Annotated in this window: 15 protein-coding genes, 2 tRNA genes and 2 pseudogenes; 7 read left to right on the plus strand and 12 right to left on the minus strand. The window is 74.1% G+C overall.

Annotated features, from left to right (window positions below; translation table 11 throughout):
- Positions 1–17: 17 nt before the first annotated feature.
- From IHE55_RS08550 to IHE55_RS08560, 3 genes are all read left to right on the plus strand, one after another.
- Positions 18–1,079 (plus strand): hypothetical protein, encoded by a 1,062-nt coding sequence (locus IHE55_RS08550; protein ID WP_197988478.1) that lies wholly within the window; start codon positions 18–20, stop codon positions 1,077–1,079.
- Positions 1,080–1,196: 117 nt separating this feature from the next.
- Complete coding sequence (locus IHE55_RS08555; RefSeq protein ID WP_197988479.1) at positions 1,197–2,267, plus strand: hypothetical protein; 1,071 nt, start codon at positions 1,197–1,199, stop codon at positions 2,265–2,267.
- A gap of 25 nt (positions 2,268–2,292) precedes the next feature.
- The gene (locus IHE55_RS08560) at positions 2,293–3,216 is read left to right on the plus strand and encodes a hypothetical protein (RefSeq protein ID WP_197988480.1); all 924 of its coding nucleotides are present in this window, start codon (positions 2,293–2,295) and stop codon (positions 3,214–3,216) included.
- A gap of 226 nt (positions 3,217–3,442) precedes the next feature.
- Here the strand turns inward: IHE55_RS08560 and clpX are convergent, their stop codons facing one another.
- The 5 genes from clpX to IHE55_RS08585 all read right to left on the minus strand — a co-directional run bounded on the left by clpX (position 3,443) and on the right by IHE55_RS08585 (position 8,281).
- Positions 3,443–4,726: an ATP-dependent Clp protease ATP-binding subunit ClpX gene (gene clpX / locus IHE55_RS08565; protein WP_197988481.1), complete on the minus strand. Its 1,284-nt coding sequence runs from the start codon at positions 4,724–4,726 to the stop codon at positions 3,443–3,445.
- 169 nt (positions 4,727–4,895) lie between these two features.
- Positions 4,896–5,585 carry an ATP-dependent Clp protease proteolytic subunit gene (locus IHE55_RS08570; RefSeq protein WP_232266102.1) on the minus strand — a complete coding sequence of 230 codons (690 nt, stop codon included), beginning with the start codon at positions 5,583–5,585 and terminating at the stop codon, positions 4,896–4,898.
- A 62-nt stretch (positions 5,586–5,647) separates the two neighbouring features.
- Positions 5,648–6,250, minus strand: coding sequence for an ATP-dependent Clp protease proteolytic subunit (locus IHE55_RS08575; protein ID WP_197991873.1), 603 nt, complete (start codon positions 6,248–6,250; stop codon positions 5,648–5,650).
- Positions 6,251–6,628: 378 nt separating this feature from the next.
- Positions 6,629–8,041 carry a trigger factor gene (gene tig, locus IHE55_RS08580; protein WP_197988482.1) on the minus strand — a complete coding sequence of 471 codons (1,413 nt, stop codon included), beginning with the start codon at positions 8,039–8,041 and terminating at the stop codon, positions 6,629–6,631.
- 163 nt (positions 8,042–8,204) lie between these two features.
- A tRNA-Pro gene (locus tag IHE55_RS08585) sits at positions 8,205–8,281 on the minus strand.
- Positions 8,282–8,447: 166 nt separating this feature from the next.
- Here IHE55_RS08585 and IHE55_RS08590 point away from each other — a divergent pair.
- Positions 8,448–8,518: transfer RNA gene (locus IHE55_RS08590), tRNA-Gly, on the plus strand.
- A 592-nt stretch (positions 8,519–9,110) separates the two neighbouring features.
- Here the strand turns inward: IHE55_RS08590 and IHE55_RS08595 are convergent.
- Positions 9,111–9,305 (minus strand): hypothetical protein, encoded by a 195-nt coding sequence (locus IHE55_RS08595; protein WP_197988483.1) that lies wholly within the window; start codon positions 9,303–9,305, stop codon positions 9,111–9,113.
- 763 nt (positions 9,306–10,068) lie between these two features.
- Between IHE55_RS08595 and IHE55_RS08600 the strand changes: the two genes are divergently transcribed.
- Positions 10,069–11,082: an acyltransferase family protein gene (locus IHE55_RS08600; RefSeq protein ID WP_372442641.1), complete on the plus strand. Its 1,014-nt coding sequence runs from the start codon at positions 10,069–10,071 to the stop codon at positions 11,080–11,082.
- Positions 11,083–11,234: 152 nt separating this feature from the next.
- On the opposite strand, the pseudogene IHE55_RS08605 reads toward IHE55_RS08600, so the two are convergent.
- The 3 genes and pseudogenes from IHE55_RS08605 to IHE55_RS08615 all read right to left on the minus strand — a co-directional run.
- Positions 11,235–13,760, minus strand: a pseudogene (locus tag IHE55_RS08605) (ABC transporter permease); the annotation flags it as partial.
- The gene (locus IHE55_RS08610; RefSeq protein WP_197988485.1) at positions 13,757–14,602 is read right to left on the minus strand and encodes an ABC transporter ATP-binding protein; all 846 of its coding nucleotides are present in this window, start codon (positions 14,600–14,602) and stop codon (positions 13,757–13,759) included. The gene IHE55_RS08610 and the pseudogene IHE55_RS08605, both read right to left, overlap by 4 nt.
- Positions 14,603–15,025: 423 nt before the next feature.
- Positions 15,026–16,168: a PP2C family protein-serine/threonine phosphatase gene (locus IHE55_RS08615; RefSeq protein ID WP_197988486.1), complete on the minus strand. Its 1,143-nt coding sequence runs from the start codon at positions 16,166–16,168 to the stop codon at positions 15,026–15,028.
- Positions 16,169–16,295: 127 nt separating this feature from the next.
- On the opposite strand from IHE55_RS08615, the gene IHE55_RS08620 reads away from it, so the two are divergent.
- A complete protein-coding gene (locus IHE55_RS08620) occupies positions 16,296–17,531 on the plus strand; it encodes a GNAT family N-acetyltransferase (protein WP_197988487.1) in 1,236 nt (411 codons plus the stop codon).
- A gap of 258 nt (positions 17,532–17,789) precedes the next feature.
- Here IHE55_RS08620 and IHE55_RS32205 read toward each other — a convergent pair whose 3' ends face one another.
- On the minus strand, positions 17,790–18,668 hold the full coding sequence (locus tag IHE55_RS32205) for a TetR/AcrR family transcriptional regulator (RefSeq protein ID WP_269671486.1): 879 nt from the start codon (positions 18,666–18,668) through the stop codon (positions 17,790–17,792).
- 221 nt (positions 18,669–18,889) lie between these two features.
- Here IHE55_RS32205 and IHE55_RS08630 point away from each other — a divergent pair.
- Positions 18,890–19,826: pseudogene (locus IHE55_RS08630) on the plus strand (zinc-binding dehydrogenase).
- 185 nt (positions 19,827–20,011) lie between these two features.
- Here the strand turns inward: IHE55_RS08630 and IHE55_RS08635 are convergent.
- Together IHE55_RS08635 and IHE55_RS08640 are read right to left on the minus strand one after the other, a co-directional pair.
- Positions 20,012–20,839 (minus strand): Fpg/Nei family DNA glycosylase, encoded by an 828-nt coding sequence (locus tag IHE55_RS08635; RefSeq protein ID WP_197988488.1) that lies wholly within the window; start codon positions 20,837–20,839, stop codon positions 20,012–20,014.
- Entirely contained in the window at positions 20,839–21,327 is a 489-nt protein-coding gene (locus tag IHE55_RS08640) for a ribose-5-phosphate isomerase (protein WP_197988489.1), read from the minus strand. The genes IHE55_RS08635 and IHE55_RS08640 overlap by 1 nt, the downstream gene beginning before the upstream one ends.
- Positions 21,328–21,333: the final 6 nt, after the last annotated feature.

Raw genomic sequence — 21,333 nt, forward strand, 5'->3', positions numbered from 1 at the left:
CGGAACGGTAGGACGATATGAGCTACAACCAGCCGGGGCCCTACGGCCAGCAGCCGCCCCAGCAGCCCGGCCCCTACGGGCAGCCCCCGCAGCCGCCCGGCCCCTACGGGCAGGGTGCCCCGGCCGGCGGGCCCGGCTACGGGTACCCGCAGGCGCCGTCCGGCCAGCCCGGGCCCTACGCCCAGCCGGGCCCCTACGGACAGCCGCCCCAACCGGGCCCCTACGGACAGCAGCCGCAGCCCGGACCGTACGGACAGCAGCCGCAGCCGGGCCCGTACGGACAGCAGCCCGGCCCCTACGGGCAGCCCACGCAGCCTCCCGGCCCCCCGTCCGGCGGCGGCAACCGGAACAAGTCCATAGCCCTGGCGGTCGGCGCGCTGGTCGTGGTCGGCGCGATCATCGGCGGCGTGGTGCTGCTGAACGGTGGTGACGACGACAAGAAGGACCAGGGCAAGAGCGACGTGAAGGTGCCCGGTGGCGGCACCGGCGGCGGCACCGGCGGCGGCACCGGCGGCGGCGAGCTGAAGAACGACGGGCCGCACAAGCTGACCGTCCCCGCGACCCTGCTCACCGAGTACAAGCTGGGCGACGGCGGGGAGGAGCCGGACGCGCTGAGTGCGAGCGACAAGGCCGGGCTGACGATCAGTGGCGACGCCGTCGGCATCACCGGCGAGTACACCACCATCGACCCGTCCGCGTCCCCGGACCCCGCCCAGCTCGCCACGGCCAAGGGCATGTACGTCCTCGGCGCCTACGGGGACATCGCCGACCCGGCCAGGGCGCTGGACGCGATCTTCGCCGAGGGCAGCAAGGAGATGGCCGGCGACGACGACCTGGAGCTGGTCGGCACCCCGGAGCCGCAGGCGCCGGCGAACCTGTCCGGCGCGGTGATGAAGTGCCAGACCATGAAGCCCAAGCAGCCGGAGCCCGGCGCCCCCTCCTCGATTCCGCTGTGCGGCTGGGCCGACCACAGCACGGTGGCCGTGGTCGGCGTCGCCCATCTGGGCAGCCCGCTCTCCGCCGAGGAGGCCGCCAAGGTCGCCGCCGACGTCCGCAAGGAGATCCGCGTCCCGCGGTGACCTCCGGCGCGCGGTCCCGGCCCGGGTCCGGCGTCCGCACCACGGCGCCCGGCGCGCCGCCCCGCACTCCCCCACCCCCCGCGCACAGCAGTCACCGGCACAGAACAGAGGTCCGACATGAGCAGCAACCAGCCCGGCCCCTACGGCCAGCCGCCGCAGCCCGGCCCCTACGGCCAGGGCGGCGCGTCCGGCGGGCCGGGCTACGGCTACCCGCAGCAGCCGGCCCAGCCGGGCCCGTACGGCCAGCCGCCGCAGCCCGGTTACCACCAGCAGCCCACGATGGCGGGGCAGCCGGGCCCCTACGCCCAGCCGCAGCCGCCGTACGGGCAGCCGCAGCCCGGGGCCCAGCCGGGCCCGTATGGGCAGCCGCAGCCCGGCGCCCAGCCGAACCCGTACGCGCAGCCGCAGCAGCCGGGGTTCAGCGCCCCGCAGCCCCCCGGTCCCCCGCAGGGCGGCGGCAACCGGAACAAGTCCATAGCCCTGGCGGTCGGCGCCCTGGTCGTGGTAGGCGCGATCATCGGCGGCGTGGTGCTGCTGATCGGCGGTGACGACGACAAGAAGGACGACGCCAAGGGCAAGGAGACCACCGAGGTCGTGGTGCCCGGCGCCGACGGCGGCAAGGACGGCACCACCGCCCCCGCCACCCCCGCGGTGAAGATGAAGCTGGACACCCCGCAGACGCTGGCGGGCGGCTGGTCCCGGGTGGGCGAGGGCAAGAACGAGGACAACATGACCGAGGCCGACAAGCTGGCCCAGAAGGACATCCCCGGGCTGGAGGACCCGCACCCGATCGCCGCCGAGTACAACGGCAGCGGCGCCGACACCGGGTCCAAGATGCAGTTCAACGGCAGCTGGGGCACCGTCACCGACGCCCCGCGGGCCGTGGACGAGACGTTCAAGCTGGAGCACGCCAGTGTCCGGCTCTCCAGCGACCCCAAGATCGAGCCGGTCGGCACCCCCCGGCAGGTCTCCCCGGCGGGCTTCGACGGCGCCCTGATGAAGTGCCAGGAGTTCAAGGTCTCCAAGTCGGGGATGAGCGTCAACTTCCCGGTGTGCATCTGGGCCGACGACCATGCCATCGGCGAGATCGCGGTGGTCGACGCGTCGGCCACCTCCTCCAAGTCGATCGAAGAGGCGGCCGACATCGCGGCGAAGGTCCGCAAGGACGCGCTCGTCCCGGCCGCGTAGCAGCGAGCCCCGAGAGGACCTCCCTTTGAGCTACAACCAGCCGCCACCGCCGTCCGGCCCGTACCCGGGCGGGCAGCCGGGCCCGTACGACGGGACGCCGGCCCAGCCGCCCGCGGACGCCCCGGGTTCCTTCGGCGCCCCGCCGCCCGCGGGCGCGCCCGGCGCCTCCGGCGGACAGCCCGGTTACGGGTACCCGCAGCCCGGCTACGGCTACCCGTCGGCCCCGCCCGCCGGTTTCGGGCAGGCCCCGCAGCCGGTCCCGCCGCAGCCCGGTTACGGCTACCCGCAGGCGCCCGGCCCGTACGGCCAGGGTGCCGGCGCGCCGTCCGGGCCGGTGCCGCCGGCCCCGCGCAAGGACCGGACCAAGGTGATCGCGATCTCCTCCGCCGCGGTGGTGGTGATCGCCGCGGCGGTGGTCGGCGCGGTGGTGCTCTCCGGCGGCGGGAACGACACCGAGGCGATGAAGCTGGTGCCGCCCAAATCGCTGGGCAGCGAGGTGTACGAACTGGACGAGGGGCCGCTGAAGGACGAGACGGCCGAGGCCCAGCGGGGCATGCCGGAGGGCGCCACGTCGGTGCTGGCCCGCTACACCCGCACCGACGACCCCCGGTCGGGCCTGTCGTTCTCCGGGATGTACGGCGAGTTCAGCGCCCCGGAGAAGGTGCGGGACGCGATGTTCAAGGGGTACCCCGAGGGGAACGACGAGGCCGAGCTGATCGGGGAACGCAAGACGTTCCAGCCGGACGGCGCGGACGGCCCGTCCGTGGAGTGCCAGGGTGCCAAGCTCTACGGCACGTACTACGCCGCGGTGTGCGCCTGGGCGGAGGAGACCGACGCCGGCATGGTGGTGAACCTGGACGCGGACGTCACCGCGGAGGAGGACCTGGACCTCAACGGCGGGGCCAAGCTCGCCGCGGAGCTGTACCGCGACGGCCGCAAGCCGGCCTGAGCCGCCGCGGTGCCGCGCCGCTGGGGCCGGCACCGCGGACCGGTACCCCTGCCCCCACCGGCCGCGTGACACCCGTCGCGGACATCCCGGCACGCGGCGCCCCGGCGCCGCGGCGGGGGCTGGCGGCCCGGGAACACACCAGGGCCCCGGGAACATGCGTTCCCGGGGCCCTTCGGCGTTCGGCCGGCCCCCAGGGGGCCGTGCGCGGTGTGGGGCGCGTGCGGCGTCAGGCGCTCTTCTCGTGGCGCTCGCCGCTCTCCCCGCCACGGGTGCGCGGCACCAGGGTGGGGTTGACGTTGGAGTGGACGACGTCGGCGGTGATCACCACCCGGGCCACGTCCTTGCGGGACGGGACCTCGTACATCACCGACATCAGCACCTCCTCCATGATCGCGCGCAGGCCCCGGGCGCCGGTGCCGCGCAGGATCGCCTGGTCCGCGATGGCCTCCAGCGCCGGGCGGTCGAAGTCCAGCTCCACGCCGTCGAGTTCGAACAGCCGCTGGTACTGCTTGACCAGGGCGTTCCGCGGCTCCACCAGGATCTGCAGCAGCGCCTCGCGGTCCAGGTTGTGGACCGAGGTGATCACCGGGAGGCGGCCGATGAACTCGGGGATCATCCCGAACTTCACCAGGTCCTCCGGCATGACCTCCTGGAACTGGTCACTCGCCTCGATCTCGCGCTTGGAGCGGATGGTGGCGCCGAAGCCGATGCCCTTGGCGCCGGCCCGCGACTCGATGATCTTCTCCAGCCCGGCGAACGCGCCGCCCACGATGAACAGCACGTTGGTGGTGTCGATCTGGATGAACTCCTGGTGCGGGTGCTTTCGGCCGCCCTGCGGCGGCACCGAGGCGGTGGTGCCCTCCAGGATCTTCAGCAGCGCCTGCTGGACGCCCTCGCCGGAGACGTCACGGGTGATCGACGGGTTCTCGCTCTTCCGGGCGACCTTGTCGATCTCGTCGATGTAGATGATGCCGGTCTCGGCCTTCTTGACGTCGTAGTCGGCGGCCTGGATCAGCTTCAGGAGGATGTTCTCCACGTCCTCGCCGACGTACCCGGCCTCGGTGAGGGCGGTGGCGTCGGCGATGGCGAACGGGACGTTGAGCATCCGGGCGAGGGTCTGCGCGAGCAGCGTCTTGCCGGAGCCGGTGGGGCCGAGCAGCAGGATGTTGGACTTGGCCAGCTCGATGCCGTCGTCCTTGTGGCTGCCGTTCTCGCCGGCCTGCACCCGCTTGTAGTGGTTGTAGACGGCGACCGACAGGGCCTTCTTCGCGGCCTCCTGCCCCACCACGTAGCCTTCGAGGAACTCGTAGATCTCGCGGGGCTTGGGCAGCTCCTCCCAGCGCACCTCGGAGGTCTCGGCGAGCTCCTCCTCGATGATCTCGTTGCAGAGGTCGATGCACTCGTCGCAGATGTACACACCGGGGCCTGCGATGAGCTTCTTCACCTGCTTCTGGCTCTTCCCGCAGAACGAGCACTTGAGCAGATCGCCGCCGTCACCGATGCGTGCCACGAGGTGCTTCCCCTTCGCCTGGGATCCGCTCTGTTCCGCGGACCCGGGTGCTTGCGCTGCGCTCTGTACGGGGGCCGAGCCCCCAGCCTCTATGACGGTACCTTGCCGGGCCCGCTGTGCGGGCCCCCCTTGGACCGACTCGGCCCAAGGGGGCACCTGGAGGGGTGTGTCACCCCAGGCCGACGGACGACTTCCGGGTGGAGATGATCTGGTCCACCAGCCCGTAGGCGAGGGACTCCTCGGCGGTGAGGATCTTGTCCCGCTCGATGTCGTCGCGGATCTTCTCGATCGGCTGGGTGGAGTGCTTGGCCAGCATCTCCTCCAGCTGCGAGCGCATCCGCAGGATCTCGTTGGCGGCGATCTCCAGGTCGGAGACCTGGCCCCGGCCGGTCTCGCTGTACGGCTGGTGGATCAGCACCCGCGCGTTGGGCAGCGCCATCCGCTTGCCGGGCGTGCCGGCCGCGAGCAGCACCGCCGCGGCGGAGGCCGCCTGGCCCATGCAGACCGTCTGGATGTCCGGCTTCACGAACTGCATGGTGTCGTAGATGGCGGTCAGCGCGGTGAAGGAGCCACCGGGCGAGTTGATGTAGATCGAGATGTCCCGGTCGGGGTCCATCGACTCCAGGCACAGCAGCTGCGCCATGACGTCGTTGGCCGAGGCGTCGTCGATCTGCACGCCCAGGAAGATCACGCGCTCCTCGAAGAGCTTCGCGTACGGGTCGTACTCGCGGATGCCCTGCGAGGTGCGCTCCACGAACCGCGGGACGACGTAACGGGACTCGGCGGTGGGGCCGGTGTACCGGGTCTCCGGCCGCGTGGGCAGGCCCGATCCGGGGAGGAAGCCGGGGAAGTTGTTCATCTGGGTGTTCACCGTCCTGGTCTGAGCAGTGGGCTGAGGCTGGCTACGCGGTGGCGTCGGGCTCACGCCCCGGTGCCGCCGCCGCCCGGGATACCGGAGGCCGTGTGGATGACCTCGTCGATCAGGCCGTACTCCTTGGCCTCGTCGGCGGAGAACCAGCGGTCGCGGTCGGAGTCGCGGGTGATCTGCTCGACGGTCTGGCCGGTGTGGAAGGCGGTCAGCTCCGCCATCCGCTTCTTGGTGTGCAGCAGCCGCTCGGCGTGGATCTTGATGTCCGACGCGGAACCGGCCAGGCCGGCGGACGGCTGGTGGATGAGGATCTCGGCGTTCGGCAGCGCGAAGCGCTTGCCGGGGGTGCCGGCGCTCAGCAGGAACTGGCCCATCGAGGCGGCGAGGCCCATCGCGATGGTGACCACGTCGTTCTTGATGTACTGCATGGTGTCGTAGATCGCCATGCCGGCCGAGATGGAGCCGCCCGGGGAGTTGATGTAGAGGAAGATGTCCTTTTCCGGGTCGGCGGCGAGCAGCAGCAGCTGTGCGGTGATCTTGTTGGCGATGTCGTCGTCGACCGGCTGGCCGAGGAAGATGATCCGCTCGTCGAGCAGCCGGTTGTAGACCTGGTCGCCGAGACCGGCGAGGGAGGCCGGGGTGGCGGCGGAAGGCATCGGAATCGTCACGTGTCCACCTGCTCTTCTCTGACGGCGACGCGCCGTCTCAGCATCTTCGTCGGGCTACTACCGGGTCTTATGGGGACTCCCCTGCCCTCGTACTAACGGACCCTAACGCGCTGGTGGGCGGGCGCCATCCCGCATCAGGAACTGTTCGCTCTGAGCGCAGGTTCGCCCGCCGCGGCGGGCCGCGGGGCGCCCGCCGGGGCCCGTGGGCGACCGGCGGGGGGGCCGTGGCGCCCGGCCGAGGGACCCGCCCGGGGGTCGCCGGACGCGGCGCCCCCGGCGGCCGCGGATGAGCGAACGGGCCCGGACGCGGCGGGGCGTCCGGGCCCGTTCCTGCGAGCCGTGCGGGGGCGGTGCCGGGGCGGCGGATCAGCCCTCGGACTTCTCCGTCCGCTCCTCGGACGCCTCCTCGGCGGCGTCCTCGGTGCCCTCGGCGGCCTCGACCGTCTCGGCGGTCTCGTCCGTCTCGTCCTCGTCGTCCAGGTCCACGATCTCGCCGTTGGTGTCCTTGACGGTGGCGGCCTCGACCACGACGGCGAGCGCCTTGCCGCGGGCGACCTCACCGACGAGCATCGGCACCTGGCCACCCTCGACGACGGCCTGGGCGAACTGGTCCGGGCTCATGCCGGAGGACTGCGCACGGCGCACCAGGTGCTCGGTGAGCTCCTCCTGGCCGACCGACAGCTTCTCCTTGTTGACCAGCTCGTCGAGGACGAACTGGGTCTTGATGCCCTTCTCGGCCTGCTCCTTGAGCTCGGCCTCGAACTGCTCCTCGGTCTTGTCCTGGATCTTCAGGTACGCCTCCAGCGTCATGCCCATCTGGCCGAGCTGGTGGTGCTCCAGGTTGTGCTTGCGGGTGCGGATCTCCTCTTCGAGGAGCTTCTCCGGCAGCGGGACCTCGACCAGCTCCAGGAGGGCGTCGAGCACCTTCTCCTGGGCCTCGGTGGCCTGCTGGAACCGGCGGGACTGGGCCAGCCGCTTGCGGCTGTCGGCCTTCAGCTCCTCCAGGGTGTCGAACTCGCTCGCCAGCTGGGCGAACTCGTCGTCCAGCTCGGGCAGCTCACGGGCCTTGACCTCGGTGACGTCCACCTTGACCTCGGCCTCCTTGCCCTGGGCGGAGCCGCCCTTGAGCTCGGAGGTGAAGGTGGCGCTGCCGCCGGCCTCCAGGCCGGTGACGGCCTCGTCGATGCCGTCCAGCAGCTCGCCGGAGCCGATGGTGTAGGTGACGCCCTTGGCGACGCCGTCCTCCAGCACCTCGCCGTCGACCTTGGCCTCCAGGTCGATGGTGACGACATCGCCCTCGGCCGCGGCGCGCTCGACCACGGAGGTGGTGGCGAAGCGCTCCCGCAGCTGCTGGACCGAGTTCTCCACGTCCTCGTCGGAGATCTCCACGGCGTCCACGGTCACCTCGATGCCGGAGTAGTCCGGGATCTCGATGGCCGGGCGGATGTCCACCTCGGCGGTGAACGTCAGCAGCTCGTTGTCCTTGAGCTCGGTGATGTCCACCTCGGGCTGGCCGAGGGGGTTGAGCTCACCCTCGTTGACGGCCTCGGTGTAGAACTTCGGGAGCGCGTCGTTGACGGCCTCCTCCAGCACGGCGCCGCGACCGAACCGCTGGTCGATGACCCGGGCAGGGATCTTGCCCTTGCGGAAGCCCGGCACAGTGACCTGCTGGTTGATCTTCTTGTACGCCGCGTCGAGGCTGGGCTTGAGCTCCTCGAAGGGCACCTCGACAGTGAGCCGAACCCGGGTCGGGTTCAGGGTCTCCACGGCGCTCTTCACGGTTCGGTCTCCTTGGGGCTGACATCTGGGGTTCTGCCGGTCCGCTGCGATTCAGCGACCCGGCGGATCGCGCCCGGTAGAGAGACACAGGCACGCAGTTTGCATAGTAACCGCATGCGCGACGGCGCCCACAACGCGATCTTGGCGTCGGTGCCGGTGTTGATGGTCGGGGTGGCCGGATTCGAACCGACGACCTTCCGCTCCCAAAGCGGACGCGCTACCAAGCTGCGCCACACCCCGTCGGTGCGACACGTAGGGTACATGGCCACGGCCCCGCGGGCCGCCGCATTTCCACTGGAGGGCGGCGTTCTCCCGGGCTTCGTCCGGAGTGTGCGGAAGACGGTCGCGACCCGCTACGATGCACATCGTGCCGTCACGCCACCGACACGGTGGCCGACCGGTACGCGCGGGCGTAGCTCAATGGTAGAGCCCCAGTCTTCCAAACTGGCTACGCGGGTTCGATTCCCGTCGCCCGCTCGGCGCGCATCGCGTGACACGGCCCGGCCCGGGATTCCCGGCCGGGCCGTCGTCGTTCACGCCACCGAGGGGCGCACCGGGGCTCTGCGCGGCGCCCGGGGTCTCCGGCGGCGCCCGGAGGTCCGCCCGGCGCCCCACGGGCCCGTGGCGGCGCGCGGCCGGCCGTGCGCACCGCACCCGCGCCCTCGCATCCCGCGCCCTCGCGCCCCGCGTCCCCGCCGGGCTTCCCTCACGCTTCCACCGCGCCCCGACCACCACCCGCCGGTCCGTCCGTCCGGCCGGCCGTGCGGTCCCCCACCGGCCGCGCCCCGCCCGCCGGGCGCCGGCGCACCCGCGCTTCCGGTTCCCGGTGCACCGCTCCCCCGGCGAGGCGTCCGACCCCGGGGGGCCGGGTGTTCCCGCGTTCGCGTACGCGACGGGTTCGGGTGTTCGCATTCGCGACGGCACACCCGTGCGGAGCCACCGGCGGGCAGCCCGGAGGCCGGCGGTGGCCACCGAGGCGGACGCGGACCGCGCGCGGCCGCCCGTACCGGGGAGCGCGCGGCCGGCGCACCCAGCGCCGGACGGACCGGTCGGCGGTCGCCGCGGACGGTCAGAGGTCGATGTCGGCGATGGTCCGGGAGAGCGAGTTCAGGAACTCCTGGATGTCGGGGGCCATGTCGGTCGAGGCCAGCAGGAAGCCGAAGAGGATCGCGACCAGCGCCGGACCCCCCTTGAGTTTGCCGCTGCGGATCATCAGGAACATGACGATGCCCACCAGCAGCACCAAGGACACGGAAATAACCACAGCTGATCACTCGCCCTCGCGGTCGCCATCCGTCTTACCGGCCCGAGGGGCACATCCCGGTACACCCCCCACGTCCCCATCGTGCCATCAACTGGCCCGGCGCCGGGGGCTCGTGACGGATCGAACACTCTCACCGGGGACACCGGGCACGCCGCCGCCGGGGCGGCCGGATACCGCGCGAGTGACTCCGGACACCATTCGACGATGTGCCCGGATTTCGAATTCAAGGCTGCCGCGACGTCCCCTCGGCGGAGAAATACCGAATTCACCGGAGGCCGACCCGCCACCCCGACATAAGAACATTGATTCTGACATATCACCGGCGCCACTTGCTGGGCATATGCCCCCTTTAAGGGGGATGAAACCGCACAGATCAGACATAGCGGTGCGTGGTATCGGATGCATGGACGCGGAAATCGCCGGAGCGCCGGAGAAATGCCGGGCGGGGTTTTACCGAATAGCCGGGGCGGCGCTATGGTCCCTCAGATGTTCCACGCTGCCCCCACCTCGCCATGCGCAGTGCAGCCGCAGGTTCTTCCCCCCACGTTCCCCCGGGAGCGCCTGTGACGGACACACTGCGTTCACCCGGTCCCGCCCTGTTCCCCCGCTCCCCCCGGCGCAGCAGGCGCCACCGCCGGACGGCCCGCCCCCGGCCTCCGCCGGGGAGCGTCCGGCACCGCCCGCCGCGCCCGGCGGGAAGGGCGCCGAGCCCCGGGACCCGTTCTTCGACAATGCGAAGTACCTCGCGATCGTACTGGTCGCGATGGGCCATTCCTGGGAGCCGCTGACCGACGACAGCCGCGCCGCGGAGGCGCTCTACATGACGGTCTACGCCTTCCACATGCCGGCGTTCATCCTGATCTCCGGCTACTTCTCCCGCGGCTTCGACGCCCGGCCGGACCGGGTCAGGCGGCTGATCACCGGCGTCGCGGTGCCCTATGTGCTGTTCGAGGTGGCGTACACCCTCTTCAAGCGGTGGGCGGACGACGATCCCACCTACGACTTCAGCCTGCTCGACCCCTGGTACCTCACCTGGTTCCTGGTCGCGCTGTTCGTGTGGCGGCTGACCGCCCCGGTCTGGCGGGTGATCCGCCGGCCCGTCCTGGTCTCCCTGATCGTCGCCGCCCTGGCGTCGGTCTCCCCGGACATCGGGGACGACCTCGACCTCCAGCGGGTGCTCCAGTTCCTGCCGTTCTTCGTGATCGGCCTGCGCCTGCGGCCTGAGCACTTCCGGTGGCCGGCCCGGCGCGAGGTGCGGCTGGCGGCGCTCCCGGTGTTCGGCTGCGCCCTGGCGGTCGCCTACTGGGCGGCGCCCCGGATGAACGCGGCCTGGTTCTACCACCGCGACAGCGTGCAGGAGCTGGGCGCCCCGCCGTGGACCGGCCCGGTGATGACGCTGGCGCTCTTCTGCTGCTCGGCGGTGCTGGTCACCGGCTTCCTCGCCTGGGTGCCGCGGCGGCGCACCTGGTTCACCGTGCTCGGCGCGGGGACGCTCTACGGCTACCTGCTGCACGGCTTCCTCGCCAAGGGTTCCCGCTTCTGGGGCTGGTACGACGAGTACCGCTGGCTCCACGAGCCGCTGGGCCAGATCGCCGTCACGGTCGTCGCCGCCGGGGTGGTCACCGTGCTGTGCACCCCGCCGGTGCGGCGGATGTTCCGCTGGGCGATGGAGCCCCGGATCCCCTGGGCCTTCGCACCGGAACCGGACCGCCGGGACGGGCGGGGGGCGGCCACCGCACCGGCCGCCACTTCCGCCGCCGCGCCGGCCGTGCGCTGACCGCCCCGTCTCGTCCAACCGCCCTCCTCCCGCGTCCGCGCCCGGCCCCGGGGCCGTGACGCTGACGCCCGGGGCGCCCCTCGTACCGGGCGCCCCTGGGCGCTGGTGCCGGCCCGCCCGGGGCCGGGTGTCACCGGCCGCCGCTGCCCGGGGCCGCGCCGCGAGCGCGCGGCGCGGGCCGGCAGTTCGGTGGCGGCCCACCCCAGCAGCAGCACGGCGCCGATGAAGGAGCCGTAGACGGCCGGCGGGATGTGGGGCGCGGCGCCGGTGATGCCGCGCACCAGCGGCCGGAGCGTCGCCAGGGCGATGAGGCTGCCCAGGGCCGCGCCGACCACGGCGACCAGCAGCGCCTCCCAGCGGACCATGCCCAGCACCTGCCGCCGGGTGGAGCCGATCAGGCGCAGCGTGTGCAGCTCCCGGCGGCGGTCCAGCACCGTCATCACCAGGGTGTTCGCCGCCGCCACCGCGGCGAAGCCGCCCAGCACCGCCGCCATGGTCATGTTGGCCCAGGCGCTGACCTCGGCGTTCTTGTCGAGCGCCGCCCGGTAGCCGTCCCGGTCGGTCACCTCGCCGAGCGCGGCGAGCCGCTCCGCGACCCGCTCGGGGTCGGCGCCGCCGGCGGTGCGGACCAGCACCTCGGTGTCGTAGGACGCGGTGACGTACCCGGCCAGCTCCGAGCGGTCCAGCGTGACCTGGGCCAGGCCCAGGCCGCGGCCGTAGGTGGCCACCACGGTGACCGAGCGCCGGGTGCCGTCCGGCAGCCGCAGCGGCAGCCGGTCGCCGAGGCCGACGCCCGCCTCGTGGGCGAGGCGGCTGTCCAGGGCCACCGTGCCGGGCCGCAGGTCGGCCAGCCGGCCGGCGGTGACGTCCAGGTCCTGCACGGCGGCGAGGTCCCGGCCGGCGGTGACGCCCTGCGCCGTGGCGGCGGAGAGCATCGCGCCGCCGGAGTCGACCCGTACCAGGACGCCGGTGCGCAGCACGCCGACCGCGGTGTCCACGCCGGGGGTGGCCGCGGCGCGCTCGGCGGTGCCCGCGGGCAGCCCGCCGGGCGCGGTGATGACCCGGTCCGCGACCAGGCCCGCGCGGCGCTCCCCGGAGGCCGCGTGGTCCTGGCTGGTGTGCATGAACACCAGGGTGGAGGCGAACGCCATGGCGAGCACGATCGGGGTGACCGCGGAGGCGAGCCGGCGGGCGTTGGCCCGGGAGTTGGCGGCGGCGAGGTGGGCGGCGGCCGGACCGGCGCGCATCGGCAGGCCGAACAGTCCGGCGCAGAGCCGGGCGATCAGCGGGCCCAGCAGGGCGACCGACAGCATGAAGCACATCACCACGCCCAGCGCGATGTTCGCCGCGTCCTCCCCGGTGGCGCCGGCCGCGACCCCGGCCAGCACGATGCCGCCCACCAGTGCCACGATCCCCAGCGGGGTGCGCACCCAGCCGGGCCGGACCCGCTCCACCGCGGCCTCGCCGAGCGCCTGGCCGGGCCGGATGCGGGCCGGCCGGCGGGCGGCCATCAGGCCGGCGGCGACCGCGGTGAGGCTGACCGCGCCGACCGCGGCGAGCGGCGGCAGCCAGGAGTAGGTCAGCTCGACGGAGGCGGGGACGGCGCCCCGGTCCTGGAGTTCGCCGAACCACCAGTGGGCCAGCGCCACCCCGGCGGGGCAGCCGACCAGTCCGGCGAGCGGGGCGATGAGCAGCGCCTCGGCGGCGACCGAGCGGCGGATCTGCCGCGGGGTGGCGCCGATGGCGCGCAGCAGGGCGAACTCCCGGCGGCGCTGCCCCACGGAGAGGGCGACGGTACCGGCCGCGGTGAAGACCGCGGTCATGGTGGCGATCCCGCCGAAGGAGCCGCCGAGCGCGATGAGCACCTCCTTGGCCTCGGACACGCCGGCCTCCTCGGCGCCGCCGCGGTCGTCACCGGTGTACGCCTCGGCGCCCGAGCCGCCCGGGCGGAACCGCTCGTCCAGCCGGTCGGCGAGCCGTCCCGGGTCGGTGCCGGCGTCCGGGCGGACCAGGAACGCGTCCACCCGGCCGGGGTGGCCGGAGAAGGCCGCCGCCTGGCGGTCGGTGAGCCACACCGGCGCGCCGGAGGTCTCCCCCGGGCCGCCGTCGGCGATCCCGGAGACCCGCAGCCGGTGGTCGCCGTCGGCGGCGCGCAGGGTGACGCGGTCGCCCACCCGCACGCCGGCGGCGGTCGCGGCCGGGGTGCTCAGCACGGTCTCGCCGGTGCGCGGCGCGGACCCCGAGCGCAGCGTGACGCCGGTGTACGCGGCCGCGCCCCAGCCGTGCGCGGCCAGCGGCTCCGCGCCGGGCCGCCCGGCGGGTTCGCCGAGCCGGACCGGGAAGGTCACGTCGGGGACGGCGGAGGCCACCCCGGGGGTGCGGACCACCGTGCTCAGCAGCGCGGCGTCCACCCTCTCGTGGTCCGGCACCTGCGCGGGGACGTCCTCGCGCTCATCGCCGCTGCCGGTGGTGAGGTGGGCGCGCTGGTCGGCGGCGACCACGACCGGGACGTCGGCGTACCGCACCGGGGGCATGGCGGCCCGGATGCCGCCCTCCAGCAGGATGCCGCAGGCCGAGACGATCACCGCGGCCAGCGCGAGGGCGACGAAGGTGCCCACGAAGGAGGAGGGCTTGAAGCGGATGGCCGCGCGGGCCAGCCCGTTGCTCGGCGTCCTCATGCCCCGGCCCCCTGGGCGTGGGCCATGGCCGGCCGGTACCCGGCGCCGGCGGCCGGGCCGGGCCGGGCGGTCAGCTCGGCGAGGCGGGCGGCGATCCGGTCGGGCGTGGTGCGCGGCAGGTGGCCGGCGAACGCGCCGTCGGCGAGGAAGAGCACCCGGTCCGCGTAGCCGGCCGCGGTGGGGTCGTGGGTCACCATGGTGACGGTCGCGCCCAGTTCGTCCACGGCCCGGCGCAGCAGGGTGAGGATCTCGGTGGCGGTGCCGGTGTCCAGGGCCCCGGTCGGCTCGTCGGCGAAGATCACGTCCGGCCGGGTGACCAGGGCGCGGGCGATGGCCACCCGCTGCTGCTGGCCGCCGGAGAGCTGGCCGGGCCGGCGCTGGGCGTGCCGGTCCAGGCCCACCTGGGCGAGCACCTCGCGGGCCCGGGCCCGGTCGGCACGGACCCCGGCCAGCCGCATCGGCAGCAGCACGTTCTGCTCGACGGTGAGCGACGGCAGCAGGTTGAACGCCTGGAAGACGAAGCCCAGCCGGGTGCGGCGGAGCGCGGTCAGCTTGTTCTCGCTCATGTCGGTGATCTCGGTCCCGCCGAGCCGGACGCTGCCCGCGTCGGGCCGGTCGAGCCCGGCGGCGCACTGCAGGAAGGTGGACTTGCCGGACCCCGAGGGGCCCATGACCGCGGTGAAGCTGCCGTGCGGCAGTGCCAGGTCGATGCCGCGCAGCGCGTCCACCGCGCCGGAGCCGCGCCCGTACCGCCGGCGTACGCCGTGGAGTTCCACCGCCCACTCGCCGGTCCCCGTGGCGGCCTTCCGCCCGTTCGGCCGCCGTGTGCCGCGCCACCCCATGTCTGGTCCCTTCGTTCCCGGCCGGACACCGTGCGGTACCCGGTACATCGAACGTACGGATCGGGAGGGGGCCGCCACCATGACGGTGCCCGGCGGATCGGGGGGTGGGGAAAACCCGAAGACGCACCGGGAGCCGGCCTGACCTGGGCGGTGTGGGAGCGGGCGGGGCCGGCGCCACGCGCGGGGGCGGGTCCGGGACCGTACCGGGGGCCGGGGGACCGGGGGACGGGTGCGGACGCCGGTGCCCGCCGGCAAGACCGGGGCCGGGGGCCGTAGGAGCGTGCGGGGCGGAGACCGGGGCCGTGCGGGGTGGCCGCCGGGCGAACCGGCACGGGCCCAGGCACCGGGGCCGTGCGGGACCGGGCCGGGCGGGGGCGGAGGGCGGAGCGTGTGGGAGCCGGACCGGGGGCCGGGGCCGGGCGGTCAGTCCCGGCAGATCAGCAGCAGCGCCCGGTCGTCGTTGACGTCCTTGGCGACGGCCTCGATCAGGTGCCAGGCGGCCCCGTGGAAGCCGGAGGCGACGTACCGGTCCGCCTCCCCGGTCAGCCGGTCCATGCCCTCGCTGATGTCGCGGTCGGCGGTCTCCACCAGTCCGTCGGTGAAGAGCATCAGCACGTCACCGGGGCGGAGCCGGCCCTTCACCGGGTCGAACTGCGCCCCGTCGTAGACGCCCAGCAGCGGCCCCTCGGCGCACTTCTGCTCCCAGGTGCCGCTGCCCGCGTTGAGCTGGAGGGCGGGCAGGTGCCCGGCGGACAGCAGCTCGTAGTCGCCGCTGTCGAGGTCGAGGACCAGGTGGACGGAGGTGGCGAACCCCTCGTCCCAGTCCTGGCGGAGCAGGTAGCCGTTGGCGGCGGGCAGGAAGCCGTGCGGCGGCAGTGAGCCGAGCAGGCCGCCGAACGCCCCGGAGAGCAGCAGCGCCCGGGAGGCGGCGTCCATCCCCTTGCCGGAGACGTCGGTGAGCACCACTTCAAGGGTGCGGCCGCCGTTGGTGCGGGCCGCCACCACGAAGTCACCGGAGAAGGACTGGCCGCCGGCCGGGCGCAGCGCCATCTCCCGGTGCCAGCCCGGCGGCAGGGTGGGCAGCTTGCTCTGTACGCGGATGCGTTCGCGCAGGTCGAACAGCATCGTCCCGCCGCGTCTCCAGGGGACGCCCACCCGGCTGCGGAACTGCGCGATGAGCAGCCCGGAGAACCCGACGGCGGCCACCACCAGGATGGTGCCGGGGGTCACCCGGTCCGGCCCGTCCGGATACGGGCCCAGCGCGGCGGACTCCACGATGAGCGCCGCCGCGGCGGCCGCGTACAGCGCGAGCAGGCTGGCGGGGCGGAGCAGCAGCCCGCCGGCGACGATCGGCAGCACCAGCGCGGTGGGTGAGCACCAGTCGGGCTGGGCGACGGTGCCGACGGCGAGGGCGGGAACCGACAGCAGCAGGGCGGCCAGGGCCAGCCAGTCGGAACCGTCGCCGCGGAAGTAGTCCACCCCGGCTTTGCGCACGCCGGTGCGGACCCGGTGCAGCGCCTTGCGCATCCGGGCCGTCGGCGAGTCCGCTCCACCTCTTCCACTCATTGCTTCGGGACCCTACCCACCCGTTCGGACGCGCGTCGATTCGCGGTGGCCCAGACCACTCTCCAGGGCGGGCGGAGGGCCGGGAAATACGGTCGCCCGTGCGAAGAGTCGCTGATAGGCATGACACATGACGACTGAGGTGGCAACGCTGCGCCCGGAGGACTGGGACGAGTGGTACGGCAAGTTGGACCTGGCCTTCGGCGGGGTCCCGGAGGCCGCGGAGGAGCGGGCGCTGTGGCAGGACCTGATCGAGGTCGAGCGGTGCCTGGCGGTGCGGGACGGCGGGGAGATCGTCGCCGGCGCCGGGGCGTTCACCTTCCGGATGACGGTGCCCGGCGGCGCGCCGGTGCCCACCGCGGGGGTCACCATGGTCGGTGTGCAGCCCACGCACCGGCGGCGCGGGCTGCTGACAGCCATGATGCGGCGGCAGTTGACGGACGTCCGTGAGGGGGGTGAGCCGATCGCGGCGCTCACCGCGTCCGAGCCGGAGATCTACGGCCGGTTCGGCTACGGCATCGCCACCCAGAACGTGTTCGCCGAGATCGACACCGCCCGGGTCCGGCTGCGGGTGCCGGCGGGCACCGAGGAGGTGCGGCTCCGGCTGACCGGGCCCGCGGACGCCCGGGAGGTGTGCGAGTCGGTCTACGCCCGGCGGGTGCCCACCCGTCCGGCGATGCTGGAGCGGGCCCCGGGCTGGGACCGGCTGCCGCTGCTCGACCCGCCCGCGGACCGGGAGGGCGCGTCGCCGCTGCTGTGCGTGCTGGCCGAACGGGCGGGCGAGGTGACCGGTTACGCGCGCTACGCCGTCCGCCCGGTGTGGGAGACGTCCGGCCCGGAGGGGACGGTGGTGCTGCGTGACCTGGAGGCGCTCGACCCGGCCACGTACGCGGCGCTGTGGCGGTTCCTGTTCGAGATCGACCTGACGTCCCGGCTGCGGGTCCGCAACCGGCCGGTGGACGATCCCTGGCTGCACCTGGTCTCGGACGTCCGCCGCTGCCAGGTCGGGGTCCGCGACTCCCTCCACGTCCGGCTGGTGGACCTGGGGGCGGCGCTGTCCGCACGGACCTACTCCGCCCCGGTGGACGTGGTGTTCGACGTGGCGGACGACTTCTGCCCCTGGAACGCCGGACGTTGGCGGCTGACCGGCGACGCCAAGGGCGCCTCCTGCGAGCGGGTACCGGCCGGCGAGCCGGCCGATCTGCGGCTGTCCGTCCGCGACCTGGGCGCCGCGTACCTGGGCGGTGTCCGGCTCTCTGCGCTGGCCGGCGCGGGCCGGGTCACCGAACTGCGGCCGGGTGCGCTGGCCGAGGCGTCCGCGGCGTTCGGCACCGATGTGGCGCCCTGGCTGCCGCACGGTTTCTGACCACGGACGGCGGGGCCGGCCGTACGGCCCCGCCGCCGCCCACCGCCGGGTCGCGGTCGTACGCGGGCCCCGCGGTACGCGCCTCCGCCGCATCCGGCTGCACGCTGCCCCTTGCCGCGGCCCCGTCCGTACACGGTCCCGTCGTGCGCGGCCCCGTCCGTACACGGTCCCGTCGTACACGGCTGCACGCGGCCCCGCCGGCCGGGCAGCCACCGCGGTCGCCCGGCACGGACCGGTCCGGCCGGGCACCGGGCGCGGCTATCCCCCGATGGGCCCCGCCGCTGCCGCCGGCCACGCCGCCGCTGCCGATCCCGCCGCCTCCGGCGCCGTTCCGGTCTCCGGACCGGGGCGCACCACCGGGCGGAGGGCGAGTGTGCCGGGCAGCGCGTCGTACGCCTCCCGCACCCGGGCGGCGAGGTCCTCCCGGGTCGGCTCGCCCGGCATCGCGGTCCAGTCCTCCAGCGCCCGGTGGAACACCGCGTTCAGCAGGTCGAAGGCGAGCCTGACGCGCATGTCGCCGGGGACGGTCCCGCCGGCACCGGCCTCGCCGGCGGCGCCGTCCGGACCGGCCGCCACGGCCGGCCCGGGCACCGCGGCGGGTGCCCGGTCCGCGCCCGCCCCCTGAGCCGCTCCGGGCTCCGGCGAGGTGCCGTCCGGGCCGGGGAACCCCAGGTGGCGGTGGAGGAGTCCCACGGCGGACCGGCAGGTGCGCTCGCAGAACTGGCGCCCGTGGGCGTCCATCGACGGGTTGCGCGCGATCAGCCGGCCGCTGAGCCGCACCCGTTCCGCCCACCCCTCCTCGGTCATCGAGCCGAGCGCGGCGAGCAGCGCGTCCCGGAGCATCTCCAGCAGCGTGCCGCCGGCCGGCCGCCGGGTCTCCAGGTCCGCCAGGAAGGCCGCCCACAGGTCCTGGGTGGGGGCCATGGCGACGTCTTCCTTGCTGGTGAAGGTGCGGAAGAAGGTCCGCTTGGACACCTCCACCGCGTCGCACAGCTCGTCCAGGGTCACCCGGTCGAAGCCGTGCTCGGTGAAGAGCCGCAGGGCGGTGTCGATCAGTGCCTGCCGGGTGCGGAGCTTCTTGCGGGCCCGCAGCGGCAGCCGTTCGTCGCTGGTGCGGGGGCCGGGCGCGGTGCTCATGACGTGAGTGTAGCGAAGGCGCAGTTGCCTCTTGTAGGTTAATGCCACTCAGTGGCACTCGCCCCCGAGCGGCTACCGAGTGGCATCCGTGTGCCCACGCGCCCGCTGCCGCCCTTCGCCGCCCGGTCCCATACGGGACGGCGTCCGTTCCACCCCCCGGCCCCGCACGGGGCCGGTGTCCTCGCACCCCGCACTCCGCGCGATCCGAAAGGTACGCATCCATGCGCGCACTCCTCGTTGACCGCTCCGCCCCGGGCGGACTCCGGCTCGGCACCGCCTCTGACCCCCGGCCCGCCCCCTCACCAGGCGCTGGTCCGGGTGGTCGCCACCTCGCTCAACTACGGGGAGGTCCGCCACGGCATCCAGGACGCCCCCGAGGGAACGGTCCTGGGGTGGGACGCCGCCGGCGTGGTCGAGCGGGCCGCCGCCGACGGCTCCGGCCCGGCCGCCGGCACCCCGGTGGTGACCCTGGGCGGCGACGGGGCCTGGGCGGAGCTGCGGGCCGTGGACACCTCCATGCTGGGGACCGTGCCCGAGGGGGCGGACCCGGGCGCGATCAGCACCGTGCCGGTGGCCGGTGCGAGCGCGCTGCGCGCCCTGCACCGCATCGGCCCGGTCCTCGGCCGCCGGGTGCTGGTCACCGGCGCGACCGGCGGGGTCGGCCGGTACGCCGTACAGCTCGGCCGGATGGCCGGCGCCCATGTCATCGCCTCCACCGGCGACCCGGCCGCGCACGGGGAGGAGCTGCGCGCCCTGGGCGCGGATGAGGTGGTCCAGGGACCGGAGGCGGTGGACGAGCCGGTGCACGGCGTGCTGGACATGGTGGGCGGCGAGCAGCTGGTGACGGCGTTCGGCAAGCTCGCCGCCCGGGGCACGCTGGTCACCGTGGGGCAGTCCGCGGGCGGCGGCGAGCACTTCCCGCTCGGCGCCTTCTGGGACGAGCTGGGCCGCCACGACCGCACCATCGCCACGTTCTACCTGCTGACCGCCGACGACCTGGGGCCGGACCTGACCTGGCTGGCCGCCCGGGTCGCGGCCGGCGAGCTGGACCCGCAGATCTCCTGGCGCGGCGGCTGGGAGCGGGCCGCCGAGGCGGTGGACACGTTGCTGGGCCGCCGTCTGCACGGCAAGGCGGTCCTGGACCTCGCCACCGCCTGACCCCCGCCCGGCGGGCGGCCGGCCGCCCGCCGGGACGGGCTCCCCCGGGGGTGGCCTCCTACCCGGACGGGCCTACCGGGACGAGCTCCCACCGAAGGCGGGCTCCCCGCCCGGAGGCTTCCCGTCCGGAGGCTTCCCGTCCGGACGGTCCCGCGCGGGCGGGCGCGAAGCCCGCCGGGCGCCGGTCAGCGCGTCTGGCACCCCGGGCACCAGAAGAGGTTGCGCGCGGCGAGACCGGCGGTGCGGATCTCGTCGCCGCACACATGGCAGGGCTGCGGCGCCCGGCGGTAGACGTAGACCTCGCCGCCGTGGTCGTCCACGCGCGGCGGCCGGCCCATCGCCTCGGGGGTGTGTTCCGGGCGGACGGTGTCGATGCGGTTGTTCCGCACCCCCTCCCGCATCAGCACCACCAGATCCGTCCAGATGGCGTCCCACTCGGCACGGGTCAGTTCACGCCCGGGCCGGTAGGGGTCGATGCCGTGGCGGAACAGCACCTCGGCCCGGTAGACGTTGCCGACGCCCGCGATCACCTTCTGGTCCATCAGCAGCGCGGCGATCGAGGTCCGGCTCCGGGAGATCCGCAGCCAGGCGCGCTCCCCGCCGCGCTCCTCCTCCGGCGCGGTGGCCTCACGCAGCGGGTCCGGGCCCAGCCGCCGGTGTATCGCGTCCTTCTCGGCGTCGGTGATCAGCGCGCAGGCGGTGGGCCCCCGCAGGTCCGCGTACGAGGCGTCACCGGTGAGCCGGAGCCGTACGGTGGCCGTGGGCGGCGGCGCCGGTGTGTCGCCGAACACATAGGTGCCGAACAGCCCGAGGTGCACATGGATCCAGCCGGTGCCCTCGAACCCGAGGAAGAGGTGTTTGCCGTGCGCCTCGGCCCGGTCCAGCACCCGGCCGTCCACCAGCGCCGCGCCGTCCGCGAACCGGCCCTGCGGGCTGGCGGCGCGCACGGGCCGGCCGCCGAACCTCTCGAAGTGGTCGGCGGCCAGTCGGTGGATGGTGTGCCCCTCCGGCATCAGTCCTGCTGCGGGTGGTGGGCCGGGACGGGCGGCAGCTCGCCGGTGGTCTCGTAGGCGCTGAGCATCCCGATGCGGCGGGTGTGCCGCTCCTCACCGCTGTACGGGGTGTTCAGGAAGATCTCCACGAACCGGGTCGCCTCGTCGAGGGTGTGCATCCGGCCACCGACGCTGATCACATTGGCGTCGTTGTGCTCACGGCCGAGCCGGGCGGTCTCCTCGCTCCAGGCCAGCGCGGCGCGGACGCCCTTGACCTTGTTGGCGGCGATCTGCTCGCCGTTGCCGGAACCGCCGATCACGATGCCCAGGGCCTCCGGGTCCGCGGCGGTCCGCTCGGCGGCGCGCAGGCAGAACGGCGGGTAGTCGTCCTGGGCGTCGTAGATGTGCGGGCCGCAGTCGACCGGCTCGTGGCCGTGGGCCTTGAGCCACTCGACGAGGTGGTTCTTCAGTTCGAAACCGGCATGGTCGGAGCCGAGGTACACGCGCATGAATGC

The sequence above is a fragment of the Streptomyces pactum genome (assembly GCF_016031615.1).
Lineage (GTDB): Bacteria > Actinomycetota > Actinomycetes > Streptomycetales > Streptomycetaceae > Streptomyces > Streptomyces pactus.